Origin of the sequence: Methylomagnum ishizawai (assembly GCF_900155475.1) — a bacterium.
Classification (GTDB): Bacteria; Pseudomonadota; Gammaproteobacteria; order Methylococcales; family Methylococcaceae; genus Methylomagnum; species Methylomagnum ishizawai_A.
Window position 1 is genome coordinate 1,316,463 of the sequence record NZ_FXAM01000001.1, and the last position, 22,697, is coordinate 1,339,159.

The window sequence follows — 22,697 nt, forward strand, 5'->3', positions numbered from 1 at the left end:
GTTCCGCGAGTACCGACGCCGGGCATTGCTCATCAAGTCATTACAGCGGCTATAGCGACACGGGATCATCGGCGGGCGATAGCGGATCGAGTACCTGTGGCTGTGATTCCGGTTCATCTTCTGGATGTTCATCCGATTAACAACGATTCCTCCCCGCCGGGGCGGGCGAGGTGAAGGCGTGGGATTTTCAAGCTTTCCCAGCTCGCCGGACCCCCGTTCGCACCGGCCCTAATTCGGAGCCACCATGGCCGCACTCACCGGCAAGCCACCGTCCACCCTGAGCCGCACCATCGGCAACGATGGGTTTTGGCCGGACGTGGACGTGCGGGCCTGGATAGAGGCGCACCGCATCCCGGCGGAATATCAGGACGCCCTGATCCTGGAATGCCTGCGGACGGCCATGGTGGAAATGAACCGCGACTTACGCGAGTGCAAGGCCGCGGCGATAGCCCTCGGCCATGACCGCCTCGTGGCGGACCCGGCCATCAACGATAGCGACCTTGTGACCTGGGCCGAGGCCCACCCCGAACTGATCGACGGGGAGCCCGTGGTGGCCGTGCTGTACCGCAACGCCGCGTACAACCTCGCCAAGGCCAAAGCCTTGCGCCGGTTCGCCACCATCGACCGCCGCCCCGTCGCCGAGAACGAAGCCAAATCGGGGCCGGACACCGAGGCGTACTTCCTGGACGAAGCCCAGCAAAACCTGGGTGGAATCCAGATGCGGATGCTGCCGGGCAACCCCGGCAAGACCAACCACGGCGTGTACGTGGCGTTGCTATGAACAAGTTGGCCGCGCTCGCCCAATTCCTCTATGCCCTGGACCTCGTGGCATCGGAGCAAATCGACGCCTGGGCCGAGGATATGAGTCTGGTTCCGCGCTACCAGAGCCGGGGCGATGGCGGCGTGATCCTGTTCGAGCGCTGGTATACCGCATGGTTTGTGTTCGAGCGCTGGCCGCACCAGAACATCGACGTGGATATCCTGCTTTCCCACATCATGGTGTGGCTGCTGGCCAACGATCCCGAGCGGGACCGGGACCGGGGCGAAACCGATCCCGAGATCGACGTGGACATCCTGGACAACAACCTCGCGGACTTGACCGTCACGATCCGCTTCCGCGAAGAGGTGGGCATCGTCCCGGACGCAGCCGGGGCCATCGAATACCAGGGCCAGCGCTGGCGGGTCGAAACGCCCGCCGTGTGGCCCGCCGAGGCCGGGGAGATCGCCTGATGCCCGCCACAATCCGCGTTGAGGTGAAGGGCAAGCTGGCGGCGCGGGAACAGCTACGGCTGTTGGCCCTGCCCGAAGCCAAGCGCCGCCGCATCCTGGGTCGCGTAGCCCGCAAGGTGGCGATGGATGCGAAAAAGCGAATCTCCAGGCAAACCGACCTGGGCGGCGCGAAGTATCCGAAGCGCCACAAGCGCCGCAAGGATGGCCGCAAGATGCTGGCCGGGCTGCGTGGGCGGCTGGCGGTGGTGGCGGTGTCCGGGGTGGAAGCCAAGATCGGTTTCAAGGATGGCCGGACCGGCGCCATCGCCAGCCAACAACAAAACGGCGCGTCCCAAACCGTGACGGCGGCCAGCCTGAAGCGGGCCGACCCGAGGCGGCAGAGGAACGGACGCCACGATCTACAGGCGGGGCTGATGGCAACGCCTCGACAGGCCAAGGTGCTGGCCGACGAGTTGAACGCGAAGTTCCGGCGCAAGGGAAGCGGCTGGAAAAAGCAAAGCAAGCGCTGGATCACGCAGAACATTTCCATGCTCCAGGCGGGCGCGATCATTAGATCGATGCGTGGCGGCGGGAAGGCGAGTTGGAATACCACGTTACCGCCCAGGAGCTTTTTGGGACTGCCGGAAGAACCTGAACTTGATCCTTACGTCCAGGAACTCCGGCAACGGATTTTTGAAATGTGCAAGGCGAAGGGCATGTAGCCCGAGCCTTGAGCAACACACCAGAGGTGAACCCATGGCCCTAGGCTCTGTATCCGTCATCGCCGCCAACCAGCAACAAGGCGAAGTCACGGCGATTGAAAAGTATTTTTTGTTCGTGGGCATCGGACCCGAGCATGTCGGCGAACTGGTGTTCTTGAACGCGCAAAGCGACCTGGACGCCGAACTCGGCAGCGCGTCCAGCCAACTGAAAACCCAGGTGGCGGCGGCGCAGTTGAACGGCGGCGAGAACTGGGCGTGCATCGCCGCGCCCATCGCCGAATCGACCGATTGGGACGCGGCGGTCGATCTCGGTACGGGCTACGCCAAGGGCGTGGAAGCGGTGGTGGATTGCCGCGTCATCAACGGCAATGCGAATCGGTTAACGCAAAGCCAGAACAAGGCGGACGCGCTGCTGGCCGCCACCGGACGCCGCATATTTTTCATGATCGCCGCCGCCGCCATCAACAACGACGCCGAGGACGGCCAATCCTGGAGCGATTACATCACCGACACCGCCGCCATCGTTACCAATGCCGTAGCGCCCCGCGTCATGATCGTCCCGCTGATTTTCCCGGACGCCCTGGGCATCCTGGCCGGGCGGTTGTGCCGGGCCGATGTGTCCATCGCCGACAGCCCGATGCGGGTGGCGACCGGCACGATCCTCGGTCGTTCGTCGGCGGATTTGCCGGTGGATATGGACGGTGTGACCTATAGCAATGCCCATGCCCTGGCCCTCAACAACGCCCGCTTGACCGTGCCCCAGGTCTACGCCGATCAAGCCGGGGTGTATTGGAGCGACGGGCAGATGTTGGACGTGGAAGGCGGGGATTTCCAGGTGGTGGAAAACCTGCGGGTGGTGGACAAGGCGGCGCGGCGCGTGCGGCTGATCCTCATTTCCATGGTGGCGGACCGCCGCCTCAATTCATCGCCCGAATCCATCGCCTGGGCCACCACCCGGCTATCCGCGCCGCTACGCGCGATGGCCAAGTCCTACGTGTTCCAGGGCATCCCGTTCGTGGCGGACATAGAACCGCCGCAAGAGGGCGATATCGCCATTCAATGGGTGTCCCGGACCGAGGTGCGGATTTACATGGTGGTGCGGCCTTTCGAGTCGCCGAAAACCATCACCGCCTACATCGTGCTGGACCTGAGCGCCCCGGCCTAAAAGGAAACCGAACCATGCGCCAAGATGAAAAAGTTGCCCTGCTTAGGGCCGCGCTTATCGGTTTGATCGGGGCGGAAACCGAGCAAGAACTAAAGCAGTTGGAGGTGCAAATGCGGTTGATGCCAGCCCCGGAAGCCGACAAGGCGGCGGCGATCAATGGCATTCACGCGCTGTTGGCGACGATGCCCACCCAAGAGGAAAAACCATGAGCCACCTATCCGGCAAGAACTTCCACATCATCATCGGCAACACCGCCGTGAACGTGGAGAACATGACGGCCACTATCACCGACAACAGCACCTTCGCCAGCACCAACGGCGTGCCCGATGGCGATATCGACGGGGATGTGTCGTGCGAGGGCGAACTGGAATTCGGCCTGAAGGAATTCAAGAAGCTGAATGACCAGGCGCAGACCGCCGGTTCCTGGAAAGACCTGGGCGCGTTCGACATCGTGTGTTCGGGCAGCTTCGGGGAACAATCGGAAAAGCTGGAACTGTTCGGCTGCAAGCTGAAGATTTCCGACCTCGTGAGCATCGACCCGAAGGCGGCGGAAAAGGTGAAGCGCAAGGTGCCGTTCTATGTGACCTCGCCCGACTTCGTGCGGATCAACGGCGTGCCGTACCTGCGCAAAACCGACACCCAGGGGCTGTAGCCATGGACCCGTGGAAGGCCGCTTTGACTTTGTACGCCCTGGCCGGATTGGGGGCGCTCGCCCATTGGGCCAAGCGCCGCTTGCGCGGCGAAACCCCGGACGGCTTGTTCGACCACCTGGGCGAGAACTTCGGGCACACCCTGCTGTCGCTGTTCGCCTCGCTGGGGGCGATCACCAGCGAAATCGCCGCCCTCGTGGCGAACGGTACGCCCGTGGACGGTTCGCCGCAGTCGCTGGCCCTGGCCTTCCTGACCGGCTACGGCGCGGATTCGGCGCTGAACAAGGGGAGCGGGTGACATGGCGGTGAACGGGCAGAACATCACGCTGCGCGATGCCTTGACCGCCGCGCTTACAGTGCTGGCGGCGCTGGCCGGGCTGTACATCCATGGCCTTGAGGGCATGGTGGGCAAACTGAGCGAGCGCATGGAACAGGATACCGCCAAGCTGCACGCCATCGAAACCCAGGTGGCGGCGGGCTATCCGACCAAGGACGATTTGGCCCGGTCCATCGGCGGGGTTCACGCCCGCCTGGACCGGATCGAGGACAAGCTGGACGCCCGGATTGGGCCGATTTCCAAACCACACAATTAGGGGATACCCATGCCAGAGACAACACTATCCATCGGCGCCGTGGACTTCGCGTTCACCGTGGACCACACCGCCATCAACACTTTCCTGAACGACACCACGCCCGCCGACAAGATCGGCCCCGCGTTCAATTTCGTGATGGGCTGCGTGGCCCCGGATCAAAAAGCGGCGCTCAAAAACGCCTTGACCTCGGGCGGCGAAATCAAGGGCATCCTGGCCTTGCAGGTGGCCGGGACGCTGGTGGAAGAAGGGGCCGATACCGTCAAGGTGGCGGTAAAAAAGCCCAAGCCCAAGCCGAGCGCCTAGAGGCGGACGGCTACGGGCAGTTGGTTTGGCTGGCCCGGCACTGGCTCCCAGGCCGCGAGCCGGACCCCGAGACGCTCGGGGCCGCGCTGTGGCTGGAACAGCGGCACTGGGAACACATGCGGGCGGCGGTGGCGGCGGGTATCGACAAGGCGTTTTCGGGGAAATGACATGGCGGCGAAGCTCAAGAAAAGCCGGTTGACCGGCGGCGTGCTGGCGGCGGCGGTGGCATTGACCGGGGGCTACGAAGGGCTGCGCACCGTGGCCTATCGCGACCCCATTGGTATCCCCACGATCTGTTTTGGCGAGACTCGCGGCGTCCGAATGGGCGACCGTGCGACCGCCGACCAATGCCGGATCCTGCTCGGTTCCCGGCTGCGCGAATTCGAGGCGGGCATGGTGGCATGCCTGGACCGGCCCGAGTCCATCCCGGACGGTGCCTATATCGCGGCGCTAGACCTCACATACAACATCGGGACCGGGGCGTTCTGCAAGTCCACTTTGCGGCGCAAGCTCAATGCCGGTGACATCGCCGGGGCGTGCGAAGAGTTCCCCCGGTGGAACAAGGCCGGGGGCGTGGAATGGCCGGGCTTGACCCGCCGCCGGGCCGAAGAGCGCGAACTGTGCCGCGCTGGGTTCAAGGGGGCGGGGGCATGAACGCGGAAATGCGGCTATCGGCGAACGGCCTGGACGCCATCATGCGGATGGAAACCTTCCTGTCGGCCTGGGGGCTGGGCAAGTGGGGGCACGCGGAAATCGGCTACGGCCACATCAAGCGACAGGGGGACATGGTGCCCGACCGCTTGACCAAGAACGAGGCTAAAGCGCTGCTGAAGGACGATTGCGAGATCGCGGCCAAGAACATCCGGCTGTATGTCAAGGTGGCGCTGAATCAGCACCAGTTCGATGCGTTGGTGTCGCTGGCCTTCAGCCTGGGCCAGCAAAAGCAATCCTTCGCCGGGTGCGAAGTCGCCAAGCGCTTGAACGATGGCGATTATGCGGGCGCGGCACGGGCCTTCGGGATTTATATCAATGATGGATTGGTGGCTTGCGAATACCTGATCGCCCGGCGACGGGCCGAGCGGGCGCTATTCGAGGGGCGTTGATCCATGGCCGCCGCAACCTCCCGCCTCGAATTCGTCCTATCCCTGATCGACCGCATGACCGGCCCGGCGGGAAAGGCCATGAAGGCGCTGGACAAGCTCACCGGCCATGCCGAAAAGGGCTACCAACGCATCGGCTACGGCGTGGCCGGACTGGTGGGTACCGGCGCGGCGCTGGTCGAGATCGTGAATCCGGCCCGCAAGATGAACAAAGCCCTGGGCGAGGTGAAATCGCTGGGCGTGGCCCAAGATGTCCTCGACAGCCTCAACATCACCGCCCTGAAATTCAGCACACAGTACGGCACAAGCGCCGCGGAATTCGTGTCCGCTTCCTACGACATTCAGGGCGCTATCGCGGGCCTCGTGGGCAACGAACTTCCCGCCTTCACCACGGCCTCGGCCTTGCTCGCCAAGGGCACCAAGGCGGACGTGGGCGATATCACCAGCTACGTGGGCACCATGTACGGCATTTTCCAGAAGACCGCCGACCAAATGGGCCGGTCCAACTGGGTCGAAATGCTGGCCGCGCAAACCGCCATGGCCGTGAACGTATTCAAGACGGACGGCAAGGGCATGTCCGAGGCATTCACCAATCTGGGCGCGAACGCCACCACCGCCGGGATCGCCATGGCCGAACAGTTCGCCGTGCTGGGCACCCTGCAAGCCACCATGCCGGGGGCCGAGGCGGGCACCAAGTACCGGGCGTTCCTGGACGGCGTGGGCGGGGCGCAGAAGGAGCTCGGACTGAAGTTCACCGATGCCCGTGGGCGGCTGCTGCCCATGGTGGACGTGCTGAACAAGATCAAGGGCAAGTACGGCGAGATCGACACCGTGGCCGAATCGGGCGCCCTCAAGAAAGCGTTTGGCTCGGGCGATGCCGTGTCGCTCATTAAGCTCTTGATGACGGACGTGGACGGCCTCGGCAAGAACATCAAGGACATCGGCCAGCAAAAGGGACTGGCCGAACTACAGCGCATGGCCGATGCGATGGTGGACCCGTTCGACCGGGTGATTTCGGGCGCGAACGCGCTACGCATCGCCGTGGGCCAGAAGATGGTTTCGGCGCTCACGCCCACCCTGGACAAGATCACCGCCCTGGAACAGCGCCTGCTGCGCTGGACCTACCTGTTTCCCCACCTCACCGCCGCGCTCGGGAAGGGCGTGCTGGGCATCCTGGCTTTGATCGCCGCCGTATCCGCGCTGTCCATCGCCGTGGGCGTGGGCCGATTCCTGTTGGTGGGACTGCAAGGCGGGATGATGCTGCTACAGGGCGCGGTATGGCTGCTGATCGCGCCGTTCAAGCTGCTGCGCCTGGCGTGGCTCGCGGCCCTGGCCGTGGGCGGGCTGTGGCGCGGGATGCTCGCGGGGCTGCGGGCCTTGATGCTCGCCTTCGCCCTGCAAACCAGCCTGAGCGCCGCCGGGATGTGGCTGTGGGGCGCGGCCAGCAAAGGCGCGGCCATCGCCGCCGGGCTGTGGCGCGGGATGTTGGTGGGACTGCGGGCCTTGATGCTCGCCTTCGCCCTGCAAACCAGCCTGAGCGCCGCCGGGATGTGGCTGTGGGGCGCGGCCAGCAAAGGCGCGGCCATCGCCGCCGGGATGTGGCGCGGGATGTTGGTGGGACTGCGGGCCTTGATGCTCGCCTTCGCCCTGCAAACCAGCCTGAGCGCCGCCGGGATGTGGCTGTGGGGCGCGGCCAGCAAAGGCGCGGCCATCGCCGCCGGGCTGTGGCGCGGGATGTTGGTGGGACTGCGGGCCTTGATGCTCGCCTTCGCCCTGCAAACCAGCCTGAGCGCCGCCGGGATGTGGCTGTGGGGTGCGGCCAGCAAGGGCGCGGCCATCGCCGCCGGGCTGTGGCGCGGGATGCTCGCGGGGCTGCGGGCCTTGATGCTCGCCTTCGCCCTGCAAACCAGCCTGAGCGCCGCCAGGATGTGGCTGTGGGGCGCGGCCAGCAAGGGCGCGGCCATCGCCGCCGGGCTGTGGCGCGGGATGTTGGTGGGACTGCGGGCCTTGATGCTCGCCTTCGCCCTGCAAACCAGCCTGAGCGCCGCCGGGATGCTGGCATGGCAGGCGGCGGCTCGGCTTGCCGGGGCGGTGGGCGCGGTTTGGCAGGGCAGCATGGCCGTGGTGTCCGGGGCGCTGGCCCTGCTGCGCGGCGCGTTGTTCGCCAGCCTGCCCGCCGTGTGGGGTTTCGCCGCCGCCTTGCTGGCGAACCCAATCACCTGGGTTGTCGCGGGCGTGATCGCCCTGGGCGCGGCGGTGGTGGCGGCGGTCGTGTACTGGGATGAATGGACCGGCGCGGTGGGCCGTTGGACCGGATCGATTCTGGGCGCGGTCCAAACTTGGCTGGCGTCCATCGGTTCGTTCGGGGTCGGCGATATCGTCGCCGGATGGGATAGCCTCACGCTGTGGTGGGACGGTTTCACTGCCGGGATGGGCGGCTATGTCGCCAGCATCCTGGGCGCGTGGTCCGGCCTTACAGGCTGGTGGGATGGCTTCATCGGCGGCATTTCCGCCCAATGGCAAGCCCTGGTGGGAGCCATCGCCAGCTTGAACCCGTTCGCCGGGTGGTCGATGCCTTCGTTTACGATGCCCAGCTTCGGGGCCGCGCCCGCCGCCGCCCTGCCCCCGCCCCCGGCGGGATTGGCCGCGCCCAAAGGGGGCGGTGCGCCCGGTGGTGTCGCCAAGCAAATCAGCACCGCCATCAACACCAACAGCAGCCGCTCCATCGGCGCGGTGCATGTCCACAACTACGGCCAGCCCATGAGCGGGCAACGCCTCGCCCACGAACTCAACATGGCCGCGCCCTAAGCAGGAGGTTTATCCCGCATGTCCCAGGCTATTTTCGTCAATAACTGCACCACCGCCTTATCCGCAGACGTGGCCCAGGGCGCGACCTCGCTCCCGGTGCGGGCCGGGGAAGGGACCAAGTTCGGTACGATCTCCACCGGGCAACATATTTGGACCCGGATCGGTCTGCCCAACGGGGATCAGCGGGTGCGGGTGATCGGTCGGACCGGCGACGTGTTGACGCTGGACCCGTCCACCCCAACCACGCGGGCGTGGAGCGCGGGCACGACGGTCAAGGTTACGGTGTGCGCGGAACTCCTGGCCGAAATACAACAGGTGGAAGCGGGCACTACGGCCATCGCCGCCGCCATCGCGGCGCACAAAGCGGAGGAAAACCCGCACCCGGTGTATCTGACCCAAACCGAGGCGGACGGGCGCTATGTCCAGCCGGACGATATCAGCGGGTTTGGGACCGGGGATATGCTCGGATCGCGCAACCTGAACGAAGTCACCGACCCGGCGGAAGCGCGGGGCAACCTGGGTCTGGGCGAGGTGGACAACACCTCGGACCTGGACAAGCCGGTTTCGACGGCCACGCAAACAGCCCTGGATTTGAAGCTGGACGCATCGGCCTATAACGACCGTTTCAAGGGGCTGTACACCACGTTGTCCGCCCTGCAAGCGGCCTACCCCGCGGGGGCGGCGGGTGACTATGCCCAGGTGGACAGCGGGACCGGCGGGGCGCTGCACATCTATTCGTGGGACGTGAGCGACTCGGCTTGGGTGTTGACCAGCGCGGACGGCACCGGGGCGGCGAACACGGACCAACTCCCGGAGGGTACGAGCAACCTTTATTTCACGGTGGGGCGGGCCATCGCGGCCTGTACCGGGGTGTTCCAGGCGGCATCCAGTCTACTATCAGCCATTGCCGCGCTATCCGGCTCGGGCTGGCTCAAATTCACATCCGGCACGCCTTCGGTGGCGGCCATCGCCGTTGCGGACCTTCCCGTCAATATCACCACCTACGACATGGCATTTGGCTACATGGGTAAGCCGGGCGCAGACCAGAAATTCAACGCATTCCGTGTTGTCACCCCAACTGTATTGCCCGCCGGATTAACCGGATCGAGCGGTGCCCCGGTATCGGCCAATCCAACCTCAAACTACGTGGTATCTATCCATGTTAATGGGATACAGATCGGCACTGTGACTTATACCGGCGGCGGCAGTTCGGTGTCGTTTGCCTTGGCAGCCGATGTGACGCTGGCTGTGGGGGATACCATATTGCCAGTCGGGCAAAGCACCACCGATGCCACCCTGGATTATCCGATTTTTACCCTAAAAGGCCGGGTGGTTTAAATGGATTTTTCACGATTCAATCGAAAAAGCCGGGGTGGAATATTAGTCCCGGACTCGGATATTGCCGCCCAGTCCCGGCGCGGACGGTGCGATGGGTTGATGCACTCGATGTTGATGGGGGGCGGCGCTCCAGATACGCGCCCTGTCGTCACCTGGAATCCATTGGATGCCCATGCCAGCATGTCTCTTAGCAACGGCAATCTAACCGCTACGCCGCTATCCTCTGCGGGCACCGGAATAGCTGTTCGCGCCACATCATATATTACCCAATCATGTTACTGGGAAATGATGGCTAATAATTCGTGGGGGGGCGCTCAGTATGCGTGGTTGTGTGGGGCGATAAGCGCAACGCATACGCTGGCGGCGGCACTGGGTAAAGGCACTTATGGCGGTGGTCATACCAAGGCGGGTTACTGGTATATCGACAACTCAAGCTCCGGTGGGCCGGACGGAACGTCGTGGGGCGATAATATTAGAGTCGGCATCGACTTTGATTATTCAACCAGAACGATCTATTTTTATAAGTTGGCATTGGGGTCTATGGTGTTTCAGGCCGCATTATCACTAAGCAATAATGGACCATACTATCCAGCGGTATCGGGAATAGGAAGCGGGTCGTATAGTTTTAATGGGTATTTTAATTCCGCATCACAAGTAAGCGCATCGCCACGCGGATACCCGGCTATAGGTAAGTAGTTATGATCATAAACGACCTCGCCATCAACGAACACGAGAGCGACGGCCAGCCCGGCCCTTCGGCACAGCCCTATCTGGGGAATCCTGGGCTGTATATCGATTGGCGTATTACTAATAATGACCTGGATATAGGCCCGGATTTCGAGCCTATCCTATTAGCGAATAAGGACAGTGTGGTGCAGGACGTGAAGCACATGATCCGGGAAAGCGGCCTGCTATGGCGCTGCATCGCGGAGCGGGACGGGGTGAAGGTCAAAGCGCTACTGGACCGGCTGGTTTTGTTGATCGAAGAGGATATCCGTTTAGTGCCGGGCACGATCACGGTCGAGCGGTCTGATACCCAGACATTCTTTATCCTGGGGGATACCGTGGATTACGGGAAGTTCGGGTTTCCGGCCAGCATATTGCCGGGGCTGTTATGAGTGTGAATGTCGATTTCTGGCAGGTATTGCGGGATGCGGGGATTCCCACCACCCAAGCCGATCTTGAGACGCAATGGCGGACCGAGCTAACGGCGGTGGATTCGCCGATTTCCAACCTCCCGGCTTATTCGCCGTTCTGGCGGACCGTGACGGCGCTCATCACCCAGCCTGTGCTGTGGCTGGTGAAGCTGGTGGCCGATACCGTGCTGCCGAATGCGTTCCTGGCCTATGCGTCCGGGACGTTCCTGGAATTGCTGGCCGATGCGGTAAACCTAAGCCGCAAACCGGGCGTGCGGGCCGAGGGGTTGATGGTTTTCAGCCGCGCCACGGCGGGCGGGGCGCTAACCATTGCTACTGGGACCACGGTCCGCACGGCGGAAATCAACGGCGTGGCCTACGTGGTCACTACCACCGCCGACGCCACGATCCCCACCGGGGAGTTGAGCGTGTCCGCGCCCGTGATCGCCGCCGCCCCAGGCGCGGCCTACAACCTGGGCGCGGGCTACTATTCGATCCTGCCGACCCCGATCAACGGGGTATCCGTAACCAACGAGGCGGACTGGCTGGTCCTGCCTGGCGCGGACGCCGAGACGGATGACGCGCTCAGGGCGCGATGCCGGAACCAGTTCGCCACCGCGTCCAGTTATCACACCGACGCGGCCTACAAGTCCATCATCGCCAGTTTCCCCGGCGTGGATATCGATTCGATCTGGTTTGTCCACGATGCGCCGCGCGGGCCGGGCACCGCCAACGCCTATGTGCTATTCGAGTTCGGGGCCGATGTCACCGAATACCTGAGCGCCATCAATACCCACATCATGGACGATGGCAACCACGGCCATGGGGACGATCTGCTCGTGGCGCAGATGCCCGAGACCGGCTATTCCCTGGCCGTCACGGCCTGGGCCGAACCGGGCACGTCCACCGAGGCCAAGGCGGCGCTACGGGCTGGGGTGGAGGACTTCATCGGGACCGCGTTCCGGGCGAACCTCGCCTATCAGGGCAAGGCTACGCTGGCCCATCCCTATTCCCGATTCAGCTTCAGCCGACTGGCGAAGGAGCTGCACGAGCAATTCCCGGCCCTGCACAGCATCGACTTCGGGGAATCCGACATCGTGGCCGGGCTGTGGATTCCAGTGCTGGACGGCCTGGACGTGACGGTGGAGGACGCCGAATGATCGACCTCAAGTTGCCGTTTTGGCTGAACGGCCCCGAACTCGACAAGCTGCGGCGGGCGGCGCTGTCGTGGTGGACGCGGGCGGAAGGCTGGATGCGCTGGCCGCTCGGACAACTGGACCCGCTGACCTGTGCCGAGCCGATGCTGGATTTGCTGGCCTATCAGCGGCGGGTGGTGCGGTTCCGGGGCGAGCCGTTGCCCCTGTACCGGCGCAGGGTGAAACACGCCTACGCCAACGCCAAGGACTCGGGCCAGACGGCGGGGTTTTTCCGCATCTTTGACCGGCTGGGAATCCCGCTGCTGGACCAACGCGAGCGCGTCGATCCGGTGGATTGGGACGTGATCCTGCTGGTTCTGCCGGACGGTATCACATCCGAATATGGCGCCGTGCTGGACTTCATCGTGCAGGAATACGGGCGCACCTGCCGCCGGTACCGGCTGGGGGGCACCGACACCGCCGGGGTTTTCATCGCGGCGGGCGAGACCGGGCATACCTGGTATTACGATCACGCCGAATTACCGTAGGGAATCACCATGGCATTTATCACCGTAGCCGGGGAAAACTGGTTTGCCGCGCATCAAGTCGCCGGTACCCACCCGAATATCGAACGCTTCGTGCTGGCCTATATCGAAGGGCTGGGCGCAGAGCCCGCCGACCGGATCGAATCCATGCCCGCGCCCGCCGCTATCGTGCTGGAACGGGCCTGGGATCGGCGCGGGTCGGCGGGGCCGAACCAGGTCGTTTATTCGATGCTGTTGGACGCGACCATCGGCGATTTCGTGTTCAACTGGGTGGGGTTGGCCGGGGCCGATGACGTTTTGGTGGCGGCATCCCACATCGCCCCAATCACCAAGACCGCCACGGACGGGGACGTGCGCGGGAACAACTTGACCCGCAATTTCGCGCTGGCTTTTTCCGGGATCGCGGCGTTGCTGGACTTGGACGTGCCCGCCGATGCGTGGCAGATGGATTTCACCTGGGCCGCGCTCGCGGGCAAGCCGGACACATTCCCCCCCGATCCGCACAACCACGATGACCGCTACTACACCGTGGAGGAAGTGGACGCGGAACTCGCGGGCAAGTCGAACACCGGGCACAACCACGATGACCGCTACTACACCGAGGCGGAAGTGGACACGGCCCTCGCGGGCAAGTCGGACACCGGGCACAACCACGATGACCGCTACTACACCGAGGCGGAAGTGGACGCGGAACTCGCGGGCAAGTCGAACACCGGGCACAACCACGATGACCGCTACTACACCGAGGCGGAAGTGGACACGGCCCTCGCGGGCAAGTCGGACACCGGGCACAACCACGATGACCGCTACTACACCGAGGCGGAAGTGGATACGGCCCTCGCGGGCAAGTCGAACACCGGGCACAACCACGATGACCGCTACTACACCGAGGCGGAAGTGGATACGGCCCTCGCGGGCAAGTCGGACACCGGACACAACCACGATGACCGCTACTACACCAAAACACAGCTACAAACCTCAGGCCAAGCGTCGGCACATTGGGACAATGTAGGGACGGGGCGGCGCAATGCCATTACCCATTTGGGTAGCGACCTGCGGGATACCATGCCGTTTTCTGGCGATATGGATGCCCTGGTTACGCCCGGCGATTACTACTACAACTCGGATTGCACCCATGCGCCGTCCGATTATGGGTTGGTGAAGGTATGGCGGGAAGTAGCGGGGGTGGTGTATCAGCAAGCCCAGGAATCACACGGCGGGCGGCTCTATAGCCGTTATTTGACCGGCGGCGTCTGGACGGCCTGGCGGACCTATGCGGATAGCGCCGATGTGGTGCCGAGGGCGGCGGATTTGCGGGTGGGTAGCATCGCGCTGGGCGCGATCTATGGTTTGAGTGCTGGTTATGCGCCGGGCACCGTGTTGGATTCGAGCGGCGACCACAGATTTATTCTGTGGAACATTAACGGCGACAACAACTGGGCCACGCCGACCGGCACATGGGTATCCCTGGGCTGCATAGATGGCGCGGGGTCCGGCCAACTCGCCATCAGGACCGCCTGATGGCCTGGGCACCGCTCGCCATCCGCGCCCCTGGCGGTGATGCCTCGGCCATCCTGGCCGGGATTCCGGCGGCGCTCGGGCTGATTCAGGTGGACCCATGGCAATACGGCGTGGGCGAGGGGAGCGGCGCTTACCGCTACCTGTCCTTTCCCAACGCGGTACGGGCGGCGGTCCAGCGCCTGCCCGCCGACTATGGCGGCGCGGTCCTGGCCATTGGCGTGGCGGCCGCCAGCCTGCCGGACCTGTCGCGTGGACTCGGGGATTTGGCCGCGGGCTTTCCCCTGCCGATGTTCGGCAAGGCGGCGCGGCGGGTGGCGAGCCTCATCAACCTGGAAACCGACAAGTGGAACCTGCCCGCGCCTTTGCCGCCGGGGCTGGGCACGGTGTTGACCGGGGGCTTGCCGTCGCTGGCCGCGATCAAGCGGGCGGCGTTGATGCAGGCCAGCCAAGCGGCGGCGGACGCCCTGGGCGATCCCCTGGCCGCGCTGGACGAACTGGCGGCGGCGAAGGATGAATTCCTGGCCCAGGTGGGCGATGCCCTGGCCGGGGCCACCGCCGGGCTGTCCGGCGAGCCTGCCGGGTGTTGGCGTTGCTATGCCGAGGCGGACTACGCGGCGGCGCTCAGGGCGGGCGTGCCGGGCCACGAGCATACGCTGTCCACCGTGTCGGTGTTCCTGGGCCGGCCGGGCGAGCTGGCGGTTTTGGCGGGGATTCTCGATGCTGTGGCTTGATGGCAAGAAAATCCAGGGCCATGGACTGAGGGTGTCGGCGGCGTTGCCGCTGGCCTCGGAGGACATGAGCGGCAATAGTTCCGCCACCCCGAAGGCCGAGACCGGCGACAAGGGCAAGAGCTTGTCTGTCAGCCTGCAAATCCGCTACCAGGATGCCACGTGGCTATCGGACTTGATCGCCCTGGCCGAGGGCAAGGACGGCAATCAGGAGCGGCGCATGTTCGCGGTTCAGAACCGGACGGCCCAGGCCATGGGCATCAAGCAAGTGAAGTTCGATGGCAACTTGGACGTGAAGGAAGCGGACCGGCTCAGGGCGTGGGAGGTGTCTTTCACCCTGGCCGAATACCGAAGCACGCCCGAGAAGGTGGAGGAACGCAACCCGAAGGCGGCGGCGCGGAAGGTATCCAGTCAAACCGCCACTGGCACGGTGGCGGGCGGCACGAGCGGCGGGACCGGCGCGGCGGCTTCCGGGGCGACCGCCAACAGCGCGGAACCCCTGAGCGGGGTTGAAAAAGTCTTGAAGTGGTTGGATGACAGGGTGAAATAAAAACGGGGCGAAGAACGAGGGAAGGCCGCGCATCCTTGCGCGGGAGAAGAGAGGCTAGATGATTTCGTCGATCAACCGCTGATGGGCGCGGCTGATCTTGGTATGGATGGGTTCCATGAGGCATTGCAGCGAGCCGCCATCCAGCGGTTCGCTACTTGATGCGAGCAGCAAGCGCAAGAGCATGTCCATGGCACCATCGGCCCTACCGAGTTCCTCATATATTTCGTCGAGGGTTTGGAGTCCAGCCAGGATGTCGCGCAGGGCGTCAAGCTGTTCGTCGAATTCCGCGACCTTAAACAGTTGATGGTCGGTCCCGCGCAGGGTTTCCAGGCGCTCGGACACGGTGGCGAGCCGCCGCACGGGATGGCTGTGGAATGGAAGCACGGCCATGGTCAGAACCCCTCCAAGGCGGTTTGCTTGGGGTCTTTGCCGATCAGGGCCACGTCCGGGACGGGCTGGCCGAGTTCGCGGCAGACCTCGCGGATTTGGTCGAGCAGGAGGCGCTGCGAGAAGGCGCACTTGCAGCTTTGCAGGGCGGCGAGGGCTTTCAGGAGGTGGGCGCGGAGGGACACGGCGTCCCGGAGGGATGGCCGCGAACCGCCGCAGAAGTGCCAGACGAAGGCGGCGATGGCGACCTTCGCGGCCTGGGCTTTGGGCTGGCCGGATTCCATCACGACGAGCAAAAGGCCCATCGGATGGTAGACCGTGGTGTCGCGCAATTTGCCGTCAACCGCCGTCAACTTGACGGCGGTTGAGAACTCTTCGATGTAGGGGTTGCGCTCCAAAACCTTGTTCACGCCGTCGCGTGGATCGGCATATTCCAGCCATTCGCCGATGGCGGTTTTGGTGGCGTGGGGGATGCCGTTGACGTGGACGACTTCGGAGAGGGAGACATCGCCCCAGGAGAAGGGCGTGATTTCGGTAGAGGTGGACATGATGAACTCCAAGTGTTTGTCAAGAACCGCCCCGATGGGGGCGACTGTGGCGCTTGACACCTGACTTGGGCAGGCTCCCGGTATTGGGTATTTCCGGGAACACCACAGCCGCGAGAACTCTACGGCCACGGCAAGCGGCTTGCAAGCGGCACTTGCAAGCTGAAAGCGAGGAACACAAAAAAAGCCAAGTCTATCGGGTGGCGCTTCCGCCAAGTGGAGGTGTCAAGCTCCGGCCCACAGGATAACGAGGACGAAGGGCAGGAGCAAGAGCGCCGCCATGCCCAGGCAACCGGATTTGGAATCGGCGGCCTTCCACCCTTCGGTGGGGGCTGGTGAAGCTTCCCGTGCCGAGTCCTTGAACGGAATGAAAGTGCCATCAGAATCTATCCATCCACCCCAGGCGTTTTCAATGTCCGCATCGGTAACGCCTAAGAGTTCTTGGAACTCCAATGGGTAGTAATACTTTTTATCGTGGCGGATTTTGGACTCTATCCGGTGAATGGCGAACGTCCGATAGTCCTGACGGGCTTGGCAATATCCATACAGGTAGACATTCATACGGTCGGATACCAGGACTTTGGAAACATTGACCTTTCGGCGTTCTTTTTTGCCGTCCCGGTCCTTGTAGGTGAATTCGACGGATTTGGGATACCCTGTCCAAACCGGCCTTAACGAGCGCTGCCATGCGTCGAAGTCAAAAGGCTCTTGTTGCTCAGTCATATTGTCAACCCATGGTGATTCAAAATTTGAAGTTTAGGCGGGTTCGATGAAGCTGGAACGGCGATTGAACATCGGCGGCACGCTCTATCCGGTGATCGAGGACCGGGTGATCTTGGACCTGAATTCACCGGGCCGGGCCGAATTCATGGTGGCCGTGGACGGGGGCGGGCCGGTGGCGGAACTCGCGCCGGTGGCCTTCGATCTGGCCTGGGCCAGTTCGGACGATTGGCAACGGTTATTCCTGGGGTATGTCGAGAGTATCACGCCGGTGGACTATACCCGGCAGCGCCTGTTTTGCCGCGAATTGGCCGGGGCGCTGCGCTTGCCTCTGCCCCTGGCGCTGCGCCATTGCGCGATCCCGGACGTATGCAACGCCATCGCCGACGCCACCGGCCTATCCTTCAGCATCCCCGCCGCCGACTATTCCAGGCGGCGCATCCCCAACTTCTACAACATCGGGAGCGGCTACAACGCCCTGGACCACATCGGCGCGGCGTTCCAGGTGGACGATTATTTTTGGCAACAACAGGGCGGGGGCGTGGTCTACGTGGGGACGTGGGCCGATAGCCGCTACGCCGGGCGCGAGGTGGACGCGCCGGACGACCTGTTCCACGAACACCTCGCCAGCGATAGCGCCCGGATCGCGGCGGTTCCGGCGCTGCGGCCCGGAGCCAGCCTTAACGGCAACCGGATCAAGCGCCTCGAATTCCAGGGCAACCACATGGTGGTCACATGGACGACGCGATAAGGCGGATGGTGGAACGGCAGTTCCCCGAACTCTCGGGCGGGTTGCACTTGCCCAAGCACGCCGAGGTGGTGGGCATCCGGGAGGGTTCGGCCTCGGGCGATATCGCCGACCCGTACCGGCCCCGGCTCGCGGTCGATCTCCAAGTGCTGGACGCTCACGGCAACCCGGACACGGCTATTCCCATCCTGCGCGACGTGCCTGTGCCGATCCCGACTGGCGGACACGAGCGCGGGCAGTTCGCCCTGCCGGAACCGGGGACCAAGGTGGAAATGGGATTCGCCTACGGTTCGCCCGATAAGCCGATGATCCGTGCCATCTTGGCCGATGGCCTGGGCTTGCCGGACCTCGAACCCGGTGAACAGCGCCGCCAGCACAGCGCCGAGAGCTTCGACCGGATCGACGCCCAGGGCAACCACGAGCGCCGGACCAATGGGCGGATCACCGATCACAGCGTGGAGCGGGTGATCGAGGCATTGGAGGTGTTGGAACAATTCACCCAGGCCAGCCGCGCCGTGGACGCGGACGAGCTGCACGAGGTGGGCGGACTCTACCGGCTGCGGGCTATGGGGGCGCTACAGGCGTTGAGCGGCGGGCGGCTGGACCTTGGGGCGGTGGGCGATGCCAACTTGTCAAGCAAGGGCGCGGCGAAGATTCGCGCCCCGGCGGTGTGGGTGGGCAGCGAAAGCGAGAACCTGCTGGAACTGGTCAGCCTATTGATGGGCGCGGTGAAGCAGCTTTGCACGATCCTGGCCGCGCACACGCACCCCAGCACGGGGCCGTGCGACCAGGGCGGGGACATTGCGGGCGTGGGCGGGGATGTGGACGGCTACAAGGGTAGGGTGGACGGGATCAAGGCGTGACTGCAATATGGATCGCACGATATCGCGCCGATATTGCACAAAGCGGCGGCGGACAACCCGCTGATCCCACAAGGGAATCAGCGGTTTCTTGGCGATAGGTTGCAGTTTTAACGGGACTCCCTAGGCCGCGATGGAATCGGCGGCGGGAAAGGCCCGCTGGCGGAAGCCGGCGGGCTTTTTCGTGCCCATCGGAAAGGGCGCGGGGTGGGGCTGGCGGCGCGGGATAAGCCAAGCGGGGGCCGGCCGCGCACTCCTCCCCACCTGCCCGGTTTTTGCGCTTTTTTGGTGCATTGCGGTTGGGGTTGCGGCATGGAGTCAGCCGTGTCCCGCGCTCAGCAAGGGCGGAGCAACACGGCGCACCGGGTGGGGATTGATGGATTTGGAGGGGATTTGTTGATGATCGCCGCCGCGCCGCCTCCACTTTATAGCGTCGGCAGGCGCAAACGGCTTTTAGATCAATGACTTAATTGGTGGAGGTGGCGGGAATTGAACCCGCGTCCGCAAATCCTCCGCCATTGGCTCTACATGCTTATCCGACTCTATTGATTTTTAACCGCGCATCACCCGAACGGCAGGGCGGGAGAGCGGCGATTCCGTGGGTTTTAGCGATTCGGCCCCGGACGTGCCTCTTCGCGAGCTTATGATTGTGTTACCCCTGAAAGCCAGCGTCCGTAAGCAAACCCTGGTCAGAGGCTAGCTGCTTAAGCAGCTAGGGCGTAGTTGTCGTCGTTGGCAACTATAAGATTGCGAATTGTTTTACGAGGTAATCCGCACCTCGGCATGCACCTCAGGGTTTGTAATCCACGTCGAAGCCAAGTCACCCCCGGTTCGGAAGATCGGACAGTATAGCGGGGGAAAAGTTTATGGCAAGCGTCCGCCGCGCCATCGGCCCGGATCGCGCCGGGCGGTTCGGGGGTTCGCTTGGGAGCCGGATTTAGCGCCCTCCCGCCGATCCCCGGTTCGTGCCGGAACCGCTGGACGCCGTGTCCGGCGCGATGGGCACGGTCGCTTTCTCCGGGCCGGGGTCCGCGCCCAGGCCGGATTGCCACTGGCCGCCCTTGGTTGAACGGCGGGGGTTGGTTTTCACCGCGTCCAACTCCGCCTTGCGCCGTTGTTGCGTAGCTTTGGCCTCGCGGGCGAGGCTGTCCTGGACCATTTCCCTGCGCTGCTCGTTCCAAAGCTCGGTTTCCCGGCGGAGGCGGGCGGCTTCCTTGGGGTCGGCTTCGATCACCTTGAGTCCCATGGGCTGGCACGATGGCCCGGTCGGTGTGGCGGTGAACACCGCCTTGCCGTTGTCCTCGCATTTATAGATGGTGTCGGCCCCGGCCAGCGCGGGGACCATGACGAACAGGAAGCGCAGCGCCGCTTTCATGCCATCCTCCGGGAAAAGCTACTTGCCTGCCGGGCGTTCCCGGAGCATGAAATAGAACGGGGCGTTTTGCCCGGTTTCGAGCGTGATCTTGTCCGAATAGGAGCGGATTTCGCCGGGGTCGAGGACGATGGGGGCGGGACCGAGTTCGTTGCCGCCGACATCGGCCCGGCCGCTCTGCACGCCGGCTTGGTTGAATAGCATGATTTCCATGGGGGCGCGGGTGGTGGCGCTACCGGGGTTGTACAGCACGACCCGGTATTCGGTGGCTTGTTCGTCGCCGATGCCGGATTGGGTGAACATGATGTTCTTGACCCGGCCCGTGTCGATGGGGATGACCCGGTCGAACACCAAAGGGCGCAGCCCAGGCAGGCGGGCGTGGACTTGCTGGGCGATGAGTCCGGTCATTTCGACCACTTGGGCGTTGAGGTCCTTGATTTCCTTGTCGCCATGCTTGAGGGTGGCGTTCAAGGTTTGCTGCTCGGTTTTTTCCACGTTGAAGCTGGCGTGGATGGCGAGCAGCACCGCCGATTCGATGCCGATGAAGAACAGGAGCGTGCCGATCCAGAGCGAGCGCGGGCGGCTGTAGCGGATGCGCTCCCGCGTCCTGATGCGGCGGCGGCTCCCGCTGTGGACCGGGGGGCGGGGGATTGCGGGCGGGGCGGGGGCCGGTTGGGCGATGAGGGGGTCCATCTCGGAGGTGTCGGGTGCGTTCTGGTCGGTCATGGCGGTGCCGGTGGTGGACGGGGCGGGGATTGCGGTCGTGTGGGGCGCTGGGTTTCCCAGGCGCCCCGGTTCAATTCTGCCGGTCCGGGCATGGGGTTCGGCGCGGTGCGGACGCCCATCCATTCCATCGTCGATGGCGGGATTCCCCTGGGCGCGGTGCGGAGTATATCCAAGGGAGGATACAGGGCATTCAATAACCTTATTCTAGCGGTATCCCCTGGGAGCCGGGAGGTATTCGCGGCGGATCGCCCGGCGGCTGGGGGTGGGGGATCCGCGCCGGGCGGTGGACTCGGGGGCCGCGACGTGGAAAGCTTTGCCGCCCAGGCCGGGAGGCCCAAGGCACCGGACCCGGCATTTCCAATCGTAATAGTAGCAATAGCAACAGGAGTATCGCGATGAGCGCCACCATCGAACTGACCCCGCCGGAAACCTTGACCCCGCCCGCCGCCGTCGCCCCGGTGGAGAAGGAACAGGCGGCCGGCATGGTCAAGCTGGAACCGGCCAAGTTCCAGGAGCTGGACAAGAAGGTCGAGGACTTCGTCAATATCATCCTGAACGAGCAGGTCCAGAGCGAAGCCTTCAAGGCCAAGATTTCCGGGGTCCACACCCTCGCCAACGACGAAATCCGCGCCGCCGCCGGGATTTCCAACCGCCTGTTGGACAAGCCGATGCAGGCCATGAATACCGGCCTGTTCGACGAGGGTTCGGCGATTTCCAAGTCTTTGTTGGATTTGCGGGTGCGGATCGAGGCGCTGGACCCGGTGAAGCAGGGCAATTTGCTGGAGCCTAGGAAGCTGTTGGGTTTCATCCCGATGGGCACCAAGGTCCAGGATTATTTCCGCCAGTACCAATCGGCCCAGACCCATCTCAACGCCATCCTGGAATCGCTCTACCACGGCCAGGACGAGTTGCGTAAGGACAACGCCGCCGTCGAGGAGGAGAAGGCCAATGCCTGGCGGATCATGGAGCGGCTGGAACAATACGTCTATGTAGGCAAGAAGATCGACGCCGCCATCAGCGCCAAGCTCGCCGAGATCGAGGGCCAAGACCCGGAGAAGGCCCGCGTGGTCAAGGAGGAATTGTTGTTCTACGTGCGGCAGAAGGTGCAGGATTTGCTGACTCAGTTGGCGGTCACCATCCAGGGCTATCTGGCGATGGACATGATCCGCAAGAACAATCTGGAACTCATCAAGGGCGTGGACCGCGCCACCACCACCACCATTTCCGCCTTGAGGACGGCGGTGATCGTGGCCCAGGCGCTGGCGAATCAAAAGCTGGTGCTGGACCAGATCGGCGCTTTGAACGCCACCACCAGCGGCATGATCGAGTCCACCTCGGCCCTGCTCAAGCAGCAGGCGGGCCGGGTCCACGAACAGGCCAGCAGCGCCGCCGTCAGCCTCGACAAGCTCAAGCTGGCGTTCCAGAACATCTACGACACCATGGACATGGTGTCCAGCTACAAGGTCAAGGCGCTGGAGAACATGCAGAAGACCGTGGACGTGCTGGGCGCGGAGGTCGAGAAATCCAAGTCCTACCTGGACCGCACCCGCCAGGAAACCGTGCGCCAGGTCAGCGCCACCCTCACCACGGCCTCGGGCGATGAAATCCGGCTGTGAAGCCGCGGATTCCGGGCCGGGCGGGTGCTTGGCGCGATGGTTCCAGGGTTCTGCTGCGGGGCCGCGCACACAGAAGCAGGCTTCCGAAAATTAGGCGCGTTTGTTATATTCCCCGGCTAAATTATCAGGAAAAGCCGGGATTTAGCGGAGCGGGCGACTGGTCCGCGACGCGCCTGTCATCCGGCGACGCCACCCGCCATCCCCGCGCTTCCCGGCGGC

The 22,697-nt window shown here is 63.9% G+C and carries 28 protein-coding genes and 1 other RNA gene; 23 read left to right on the forward strand and 6 right to left on the reverse strand.

Annotated elements, in window-relative coordinates:
* Positions 1 to 244 precede the first annotated feature (244 nt).
* The 20 genes from B9N93_RS05970 to B9N93_RS06060 all read left to right on the forward strand — a co-directional run bounded on the left by B9N93_RS05970 (position 245) and on the right by B9N93_RS06060 (position 15,504).
* Positions 245 to 781 (forward strand): head completion/stabilization protein, encoded by a 537-nt coding sequence (locus B9N93_RS05970; protein WP_085211790.1) that lies wholly within the window; start codon positions 245 to 247, stop codon positions 779 to 781.
* Entirely contained in the window at positions 778 to 1,230 is a 453-nt protein-coding gene (locus B9N93_RS05975) for a phage tail protein (protein ID WP_085211792.1), read from the forward strand. Before B9N93_RS05970 ends, B9N93_RS05975 begins: the two co-directional genes overlap by 4 nt.
* The gene (locus B9N93_RS05980; RefSeq protein ID WP_085211794.1) at positions 1,230 to 1,931 is read left to right on the forward strand and encodes a hypothetical protein; all 702 of its coding nucleotides are present in this window, start codon (positions 1,230 to 1,232) and stop codon (positions 1,929 to 1,931) included. The genes B9N93_RS05975 and B9N93_RS05980 overlap by 1 nt, the downstream gene beginning before the upstream one ends.
* A 34-nt stretch (positions 1,932 to 1,965) precedes the next feature.
* Positions 1,966 to 3,096, forward strand: coding sequence for a DUF2586 domain-containing protein (locus B9N93_RS05985; RefSeq protein ID WP_085211796.1), 1,131 nt, complete (start codon positions 1,966 to 1,968; stop codon positions 3,094 to 3,096).
* A 14-nt stretch (positions 3,097 to 3,110) separates the two neighbouring features.
* Positions 3,111 to 3,305, forward strand: coding sequence for a hypothetical protein (locus B9N93_RS05990; protein WP_085211798.1), 195 nt, complete (start codon positions 3,111 to 3,113; stop codon positions 3,303 to 3,305).
* Entirely contained in the window at positions 3,302 to 3,748 is a 447-nt protein-coding gene (locus B9N93_RS05995; RefSeq protein WP_085211800.1) for a phage protein, read from the forward strand. Before B9N93_RS05990 ends, B9N93_RS05995 begins: the two co-directional genes overlap by 4 nt.
* A 2-nt stretch (positions 3,749 to 3,750) precedes the next feature.
* Entirely contained in the window at positions 3,751 to 4,044 is a 294-nt protein-coding gene (locus tag B9N93_RS06000) for a hypothetical protein (RefSeq protein ID WP_085211803.1), read from the forward strand.
* Position 4,045: 1 nt separating this feature from the next.
* Positions 4,046 to 4,339: a hypothetical protein gene (locus B9N93_RS06005; RefSeq protein ID WP_085211805.1), complete on the forward strand. Its 294-nt coding sequence runs from the start codon at positions 4,046 to 4,048 to the stop codon at positions 4,337 to 4,339.
* Between the two features lie 9 nt (positions 4,340 to 4,348).
* A complete protein-coding gene (locus B9N93_RS06010) occupies positions 4,349 to 4,642 on the forward strand; it encodes a putative phage tail assembly chaperone (RefSeq protein WP_085211807.1) in 294 nt (97 codons plus the stop codon).
* Between the two features lie 20 nt (positions 4,643 to 4,662).
* Positions 4,663 to 4,809: a DUF6890 family protein gene (locus B9N93_RS25350; RefSeq protein ID WP_176225150.1), complete on the forward strand. Its 147-nt coding sequence runs from the start codon at positions 4,663 to 4,665 to the stop codon at positions 4,807 to 4,809.
* A 1-nt stretch (position 4,810) separates the two neighbouring features.
* Positions 4,811 to 5,296, forward strand: a complete 486-nt coding sequence (locus B9N93_RS06015; RefSeq protein WP_085211809.1) for a lysozyme — start codon at positions 4,811 to 4,813, stop codon at positions 5,294 to 5,296.
* Complete coding sequence (locus B9N93_RS06020) at positions 5,293 to 5,745, forward strand: lysozyme (protein ID WP_176225151.1); 453 nt, start codon at positions 5,293 to 5,295, stop codon at positions 5,743 to 5,745. Before B9N93_RS06015 ends, B9N93_RS06020 begins: the two co-directional genes overlap by 4 nt.
* 3 nt (positions 5,746 to 5,748) lie before the next feature.
* Positions 5,749 to 8,550 (forward strand): phage tail tape measure protein, encoded by a 2,802-nt coding sequence (locus B9N93_RS06025; protein WP_085211813.1) that lies wholly within the window; start codon positions 5,749 to 5,751, stop codon positions 8,548 to 8,550.
* Between the two features lie 18 nt (positions 8,551 to 8,568).
* Positions 8,569 to 9,888, forward strand: a complete 1,320-nt coding sequence (locus B9N93_RS06030) for a hypothetical protein (protein WP_085211815.1) — start codon at positions 8,569 to 8,571, stop codon at positions 9,886 to 9,888.
* A 698-nt stretch (positions 9,889 to 10,586) separates the two neighbouring features.
* Positions 10,587 to 11,006: a DUF2590 family protein gene (locus B9N93_RS06035; protein WP_085211817.1), complete on the forward strand. Its 420-nt coding sequence runs from the start codon at positions 10,587 to 10,589 to the stop codon at positions 11,004 to 11,006.
* A complete protein-coding gene (locus tag B9N93_RS06040) occupies positions 11,003 to 12,184 on the forward strand; it encodes a baseplate J/gp47 family protein (protein WP_085211819.1) in 1,182 nt (393 codons plus the stop codon). The genes B9N93_RS06035 and B9N93_RS06040 overlap by 4 nt, the downstream gene beginning before the upstream one ends.
* Positions 12,181 to 12,708 carry a hypothetical protein gene (locus B9N93_RS06045; protein ID WP_085211821.1) on the forward strand — a complete coding sequence of 176 codons (528 nt, stop codon included), beginning with the start codon at positions 12,181 to 12,183 and terminating at the stop codon, positions 12,706 to 12,708. Before B9N93_RS06040 ends, B9N93_RS06045 begins: the two co-directional genes overlap by 4 nt.
* A gap of 9 nt (positions 12,709 to 12,717) precedes the next feature.
* The gene (locus tag B9N93_RS06050; protein ID WP_085211823.1) at positions 12,718 to 14,226 is read left to right on the forward strand and encodes a phage tail-collar fiber domain-containing protein; all 1,509 of its coding nucleotides are present in this window, start codon (positions 12,718 to 12,720) and stop codon (positions 14,224 to 14,226) included.
* Positions 14,226 to 14,957 (forward strand): hypothetical protein, encoded by a 732-nt coding sequence (locus B9N93_RS06055; RefSeq protein WP_085211825.1) that lies wholly within the window; start codon positions 14,226 to 14,228, stop codon positions 14,955 to 14,957. Before B9N93_RS06050 ends, B9N93_RS06055 begins: the two co-directional genes overlap by 1 nt.
* The gene (locus tag B9N93_RS06060) at positions 14,944 to 15,504 is read left to right on the forward strand and encodes a baseplate complex protein (RefSeq protein ID WP_085211827.1); all 561 of its coding nucleotides are present in this window, start codon (positions 14,944 to 14,946) and stop codon (positions 15,502 to 15,504) included. The genes B9N93_RS06055 and B9N93_RS06060 overlap by 14 nt, the downstream gene beginning before the upstream one ends.
* 54 nt (positions 15,505 to 15,558) lie before the next feature.
* Here B9N93_RS06060 and B9N93_RS06065 read toward each other — a convergent pair whose 3' ends face one another.
* From B9N93_RS06065 to B9N93_RS06075, 3 genes are all read right to left on the reverse strand, one after another.
* Positions 15,559 to 15,894 (reverse strand): hypothetical protein, encoded by a 336-nt coding sequence (locus B9N93_RS06065; RefSeq protein WP_085211829.1) that lies wholly within the window; start codon positions 15,892 to 15,894, stop codon positions 15,559 to 15,561.
* Positions 15,895 to 15,896: 2 nt separating this feature from the next.
* The gene (locus tag B9N93_RS06070; RefSeq protein WP_085211831.1) at positions 15,897 to 16,439 is read right to left on the reverse strand and encodes a hypothetical protein; all 543 of its coding nucleotides are present in this window, start codon (positions 16,437 to 16,439) and stop codon (positions 15,897 to 15,899) included.
* A 222-nt stretch (positions 16,440 to 16,661) separates the two neighbouring features.
* Positions 16,662 to 17,159, reverse strand: coding sequence for a WYL domain-containing protein (locus B9N93_RS06075; RefSeq protein WP_085211833.1), 498 nt, complete (start codon positions 17,157 to 17,159; stop codon positions 16,662 to 16,664).
* Between the two features lie 46 nt (positions 17,160 to 17,205).
* On the opposite strand from B9N93_RS06075, the gene B9N93_RS06080 reads away from it, so the two are divergent.
* Complete coding sequence (locus tag B9N93_RS06080; RefSeq protein ID WP_085211835.1) at positions 17,206 to 17,907, forward strand: hypothetical protein; 702 nt, start codon at positions 17,206 to 17,208, stop codon at positions 17,905 to 17,907.
* Positions 17,892 to 18,767, forward strand: a complete 876-nt coding sequence (locus B9N93_RS06085; RefSeq protein ID WP_125468863.1) for a hypothetical protein — start codon at positions 17,892 to 17,894, stop codon at positions 18,765 to 18,767. The genes B9N93_RS06080 and B9N93_RS06085 overlap by 16 nt, the downstream gene beginning before the upstream one ends.
* 468 nt (positions 18,768 to 19,235) lie before the next feature.
* Here B9N93_RS06085 and ssrA read toward each other — a convergent pair.
* The 3 genes from ssrA to B9N93_RS06100 form a co-directional block, all read right to left on the reverse strand.
* Positions 19,236 to 19,592, reverse strand: a transfer-messenger RNA (tmRNA) gene (gene ssrA, locus B9N93_RS06090).
* 109 nt (positions 19,593 to 19,701) lie between these two features.
* Positions 19,702 to 20,139 carry a DUF4124 domain-containing protein gene (locus B9N93_RS06095; RefSeq protein ID WP_085211839.1) on the reverse strand — a complete coding sequence of 146 codons (438 nt, stop codon included), beginning with the start codon at positions 20,137 to 20,139 and terminating at the stop codon, positions 19,702 to 19,704.
* Positions 20,140 to 20,157: 18 nt separating this feature from the next.
* On the reverse strand, positions 20,158 to 20,862 hold the full coding sequence (locus tag B9N93_RS06100; RefSeq protein WP_125468864.1) for a hypothetical protein: 705 nt from the start codon (positions 20,860 to 20,862) through the stop codon (positions 20,158 to 20,160).
* A 395-nt stretch (positions 20,863 to 21,257) separates the two neighbouring features.
* Between B9N93_RS06100 and B9N93_RS06105 the strand changes: the two genes are divergently transcribed.
* A complete protein-coding gene (locus B9N93_RS06105; RefSeq protein WP_085211842.1) occupies positions 21,258 to 22,478 on the forward strand; it encodes a toxic anion resistance protein in 1,221 nt (406 codons plus the stop codon).
* Positions 22,479 to 22,697 lie beyond the last annotated feature (219 nt).